This is a genomic window from Mucilaginibacter sp. (assembly GCF_041663085.1).
GTDB lineage: Bacteria > Bacteroidota > Bacteroidia > Sphingobacteriales > Sphingobacteriaceae > Mucilaginibacter.
Genome location: NZ_JBAZRC010000224.1, coordinates 1 through 4,417 on the forward strand (window position 1 = coordinate 1; position 4,417 = coordinate 4,417).

Sequence of the window (4,417 nt, forward strand, 5' to 3'; positions counted from 1 at the left end):
TTAATAGCAGTAGCTAATAAACTATTAAAACAAGCCTTTGCAATAGCTAAACAACAAACAAAATATCAGGAAAATTATTCAAATATTATTTGCTTTTAAACACAGTTCATTTCGAACGATAGAGAGAAATCTTGTTCATACGACAAGTCGTGAACTTTGCATATTATACACCTTGCATAACGAACAGCATTTCTCCCCGCTATGCTCGTTCGAAATGACAAGGTGGGCTAAAAACAAGAAAGCCCCGACAAGTCGGGGCTTTCTAATATAGTAGTAAATCCTATTTAAGCGGCGGGAATTTCGCACCGTCAAATATACTTTTTTCTGCAGCCATTTTCTCAACATCCTGCCATTTTCTTGGTGCATCAAGCGATAATATGGTGCCTTTATCTTTACCTATAACCACATCATCTTCTATACGCACACCAATGTTCCACCATTTTTTGTCGCACTTGCTACCTGCGGGAATGTAAATACCCGGTTCAACTGTAATAACCATGTTTTCTTCCAGGTTACCTGAGTATGATCCTTTGTCATGCACATCCAACCCCATATGGTGCGATACACCGTGTGGGTAATAGGTACGCAGCTCTTTGGCTTCTTTTATAATGCCCAGTTTTATTAAGCCGGCAGCTAAAACCTCACCGGTTTTATCTTCCAGCGATGCATAAGGCACACCTGCTTTACACATTTTAAACACCTCTTCCTGCGCATCATAAACTATCTGGTAAATGGCTTTCTGCTCTTCGGTGAATTTACCGCTTGGCGGTATGGTACGTGTAACATCAGCCGAATAGCCATGGTATTCCGAACCTACGTCAAGCAGTACCAATTGGTTATTTAAAACAGTCTCGTTATTTTCTTCGTAATGCAAAATACAACCGTTGGCACCTACACCCACAATTGGCGGGTAGCCTTCACCTTCGGCACCGTACTTTTTATGAACGTACATCAAGATCCCTTCCAACTCGCGCTCGCTCATACTGGGTTTTACAGCACGCATAACCTCGGCATGTGCAATGCTTGATAGCTGTACCGATTTACTTAACAGCGCCAATTCTTCGGGCTGTTTAATCCCTCGCAGGGCAACTGTAAAATCATTAAACATACCGGCAGCGCCATACTGCTGTTTTATTTTTGCCTTTACGCTTACAAGGGTAGCGCTATCCGGTTTATTTACCAGCTCCTGCACTATGGCATTGCTTTGATAAACCTCGGGGGATAAAGCCGATTTTAAATAAGCAATTACGCGCGGTAGATTTGCCGGTGTTGCACGGGTGCTAACCAGGTTAAGCCCATTCAATAAAGCTTTATCAACCTCGGGCAGTGCTGCTTTGGCCTTAAATGTTTTTATAAGATTTGCCAGATCTCCGTCCTTACCGGCATCATTCGGCAACTCATCATTTATTATGGTGGTGAATTTTTTAAAGTCGATTGGGAATTTGGCAAACTCGCTGCCATTATAAGCGCGTTTAAAACCTAACTGTGTTTTTGCACCTTCAACACCTAAACGCCTGCCCGTCCACTGCTCGCGCTGTGCATCGCGCTTGCGCACAAAAATCACTTCATTATAAGAAGTGTCGCCTGTTCCCTGCATATCTTTAAAGATCAACAAAGCGGCATCAGCCTCTTTATATCCCGAAAAATAATACATGTCCGGGTTGGGATGGTAAACGTAGTCCACATCTTTTGAAAACACACGTTCGGGGTAAGCAAATATGACGGCAACCGAGTTAGGGGGCATTAGTTTACGTAACGCCTCGCGCCTGCCGGCATGGAACTCTTTACTCAGGTAATCCTTGGGTATGTTTTGGCTTCCTTGCGAAAAAGCTGTTACTGCACCCAGGCACAGTGCCGTGGCTGCAAAAAAAGTTTTAGTTAATAGTTTCATTATGATTAGGTGTTAAAAACCGCTTGAAGTTACAAATATATAATAGTTTTTCACATAACTAAATATTTAGTTATGTGGTGCCAAATATTACAAACTTTAATTTTATATATTCGTTATGACACTAATACCGATTAAGCAATGCCTTACACCTGCCCAAAATGCGACCGCGAACTGACAAGCGAAAGCCAAAGGCATTACTGCGCACGGATAAGTTTGGATGATCTGTTTAAAGGCAAGCCCGATGAACTGCTGTTATTGTTTGATAAACTATTGGCCGAGGTTGCCGACTGGCCCGATGTTTTGGTAGGCACCACCCCCAACTGCATTACGTTTGTGCACAGGCAAACCTTTTTTGTTATCCGCCCCATGCAAAAGGTGTTGGATCTTAAGTTTTATTCGGCTACCCAACTAACTGAGCCGCCTGTAATAAAAAGCACCGCTACCGCTGGAAGGTTTGAAAACCACATCAGGCTGAGCCATACCGGCGAGTTGAGGCCGCAATTGTTTGCGGGGATAAGGGACTCGTATGAGTTGCTCTAATGCTGATCTAAGTTTCCAACTTAGACCCAGAATGAGTTAAGCTTTCAGCTTAACAATATTGTCTCCTCCATTATTCGCCCGCAAGCTGAAAGCTTGCTTTGTTTTAGGTCTAAGTTGAAAACTTAGACCAGCACTGGCAACAATAAATACTCAAACATCTTCATTATCTGAATAACTATATAGCAATTGGGTGTTTTAACGGTTTTTCTATAGGTGAAAATTGTATAGCTTTATTCAACCTAACTTTAAAACAATGTCACAAAAAATCACAATTGTATTTGCAGCACTTTTTTTTAGTGTTTTAAATACTAATGCGCAAAACCTAAGTACAAAAGGTATTCTTGACAGCCTTAAAAAAGAATTGAAAGCAACAGATGCAGACACCGGTATGTTGGTATCACCAACAGGGTTTAATGTATTTATGCAGAAAAAAGCACTTAATTATTTAACAGGAGTTTCCGACCTTTCATTAGCAAAATTTTACTCAACATATAGCACAGATAACGATAAACTGATTTTGGGTTTTAACGTCCCCGGGATGAATCCATATACAAACAGGCTGGCCTTTGTTTTCAATCCAATTATTGAGGCTGATGTAAAAAATAATTTTACATCACTATACAAAGACAAGAAATGGAAAAACAATATACGGGCGGGCTTAAAAATCACCTATTTACTACCTAGGAGCACTCTTAATTTTTGGCCTGATAATATAAAAAGCCATGTTAATGATCTTAAGATACTCAGGGCGCAAAAGTATGCCATAGTAAGTAAACGTTTAACAGACGAGGAAACCGCAAAAACCACTCGTGTAACCCTGTTAGACGGTACAACCACTTTACCAAGTAATAATACACTTACTCAAACGCAGATGAGAAACAAAGAAAATGAAGCATATGAGGAGATTGGCAAAGCTGAAGCAGAGTATTTAGAAAAAGAAAAAACTTATACCTGGATGCAAACAGGTTGGGTATCAGCTTGGGCATTTTTTCCGGTGACGGAAGCTGAGAAATATATTAGCAACAATAATGCTACTGCTTTTCAAAAAACTAAATTTAAACTTTGGGAGGTTAATTTACAATTTACGTATCTGTTAGACATTGCAAAAGTTGGAACTTTTTACGCTTCACCTTGGATTAAACAATTCCAAAATAACTCTGCCAATGCTGACCTGATGACAAATGTTGATTATGGGCAATACTCGCAATTCCCCGGCGCCAATCCTTTAAATCTGGCGTTATTAGAAACCAACAAAGCATACATAGGCGACTACAAAGAGTTTGTGACAACTAATGTTAACATACAAATAGTTTACATTACACCATGGCAAAACACGTTAATAAAGCCCGGTTTAAGCTTTAGATATGAGAAAAATTTTGGCGACTACAATCCCACTAATTTACGTTTCGGTTTGCCGTTAGCTATCCAGGGTAGGGACAAACCCATCAATTTAGAATTACAATACAGGATAAATGATATCAATAATTACAAGAATGTAGCAGACCATGTACCCACTAAAACAGTTGGGATTAGCCTTGGTTTACCAATCGCATTATTATATAAGTAACAAAAAAGGGACATGGCCTAAACCATATCCCTTTTCTTTTATCTTGATTCCTGACTCTAAAAGTCCTGCTTCTATTACTTAGTATCTGTAGTACTCCGGTTTAAACGGACCTTCAACTGTTACACCAATATACTCAGCCTGATCCTGGTCTAAAACTTCCAGTTCAACACCAATTTTTTCCAGGTGTAAACGTGCAACTTTTTCGTCAAGGTGTTTTGGCAGGGTATAAACTTCGTTTTTGTAAGCCGCGCCGTTTGTCCAAAGCTCAATCTGCGCTAAGGTTTGGTTGGTGAACGAGTTACTCATTACAAAGCTTGGGTGGCCTGTAGCGCAACCTAAGTTTACCAAACGGCCTTCTGCTAATACAATAACATCTTTACCGTCGATAGTATATTTATCAACCTGGTTTAATTTCAATT

At 40.0% G+C, this 4,417-nt stretch carries 4 protein-coding genes; 2 read left to right on the top strand and 2 right to left on the bottom strand.

The annotated features are described in order from the left end of the window. Positions 1 to 280: 280 nt before the first annotated feature. Positions 281 to 1,891, bottom strand: coding sequence for an aminopeptidase P N-terminal domain-containing protein (locus WC615_RS22725; protein ID WP_372980310.1), 1,611 nt, complete (start codon positions 1,889 to 1,891; stop codon positions 281 to 283). Positions 1,892 to 2,029: 138 nt separating this feature from the next. Here WC615_RS22725 and WC615_RS22730 point away from each other — a divergent pair, with 138 nt between their 5' ends. Both WC615_RS22730 and WC615_RS22735 read left to right on the top strand, forming a co-directional pair. Beyond that, a complete protein-coding gene (locus tag WC615_RS22730) occupies positions 2,030 to 2,431 on the top strand; it encodes a DUF5655 domain-containing protein (RefSeq protein WP_372980311.1) in 402 nt (133 codons plus the stop codon). 253 nt (positions 2,432 to 2,684) lie between these two features. Further along, positions 2,685 to 3,998: a hypothetical protein gene (locus tag WC615_RS22735; RefSeq protein ID WP_372980312.1), complete on the top strand. Its 1,314-nt coding sequence runs from the start codon at positions 2,685 to 2,687 to the stop codon at positions 3,996 to 3,998. Between the two features lie 78 nt (positions 3,999 to 4,076). Here the strand turns inward: WC615_RS22735 and WC615_RS22740 are convergent. Then, on the bottom strand, positions 4,077 to 4,417 hold a 341-nt coding region (locus tag WC615_RS22740), incomplete at its 5' end, for an adenosylhomocysteinase (protein WP_372980313.1).

Bases quoted from the DNA above. Each gene is read 5' to 3' on its own strand.
- WC615_RS22735 (WP_372980312.1), top strand. From the start codon at position 2,685: ATGTCACAAAAAATCACAATTGTATTTGCAGCACTTTTTTTTAGTGTT.
- WC615_RS22730 (WP_372980311.1), top strand. From the start codon at position 2,030: ATGCCTTACACCTGCCCAAAATGCGACCGCGAACTGACAAGCGAAAGC.
- WC615_RS22725 (WP_372980310.1), bottom strand. From the start codon at position 1,891: ATGAAACTATTAACTAAAACTTTTTTTGCAGCCACGGCACTGTGCCTG.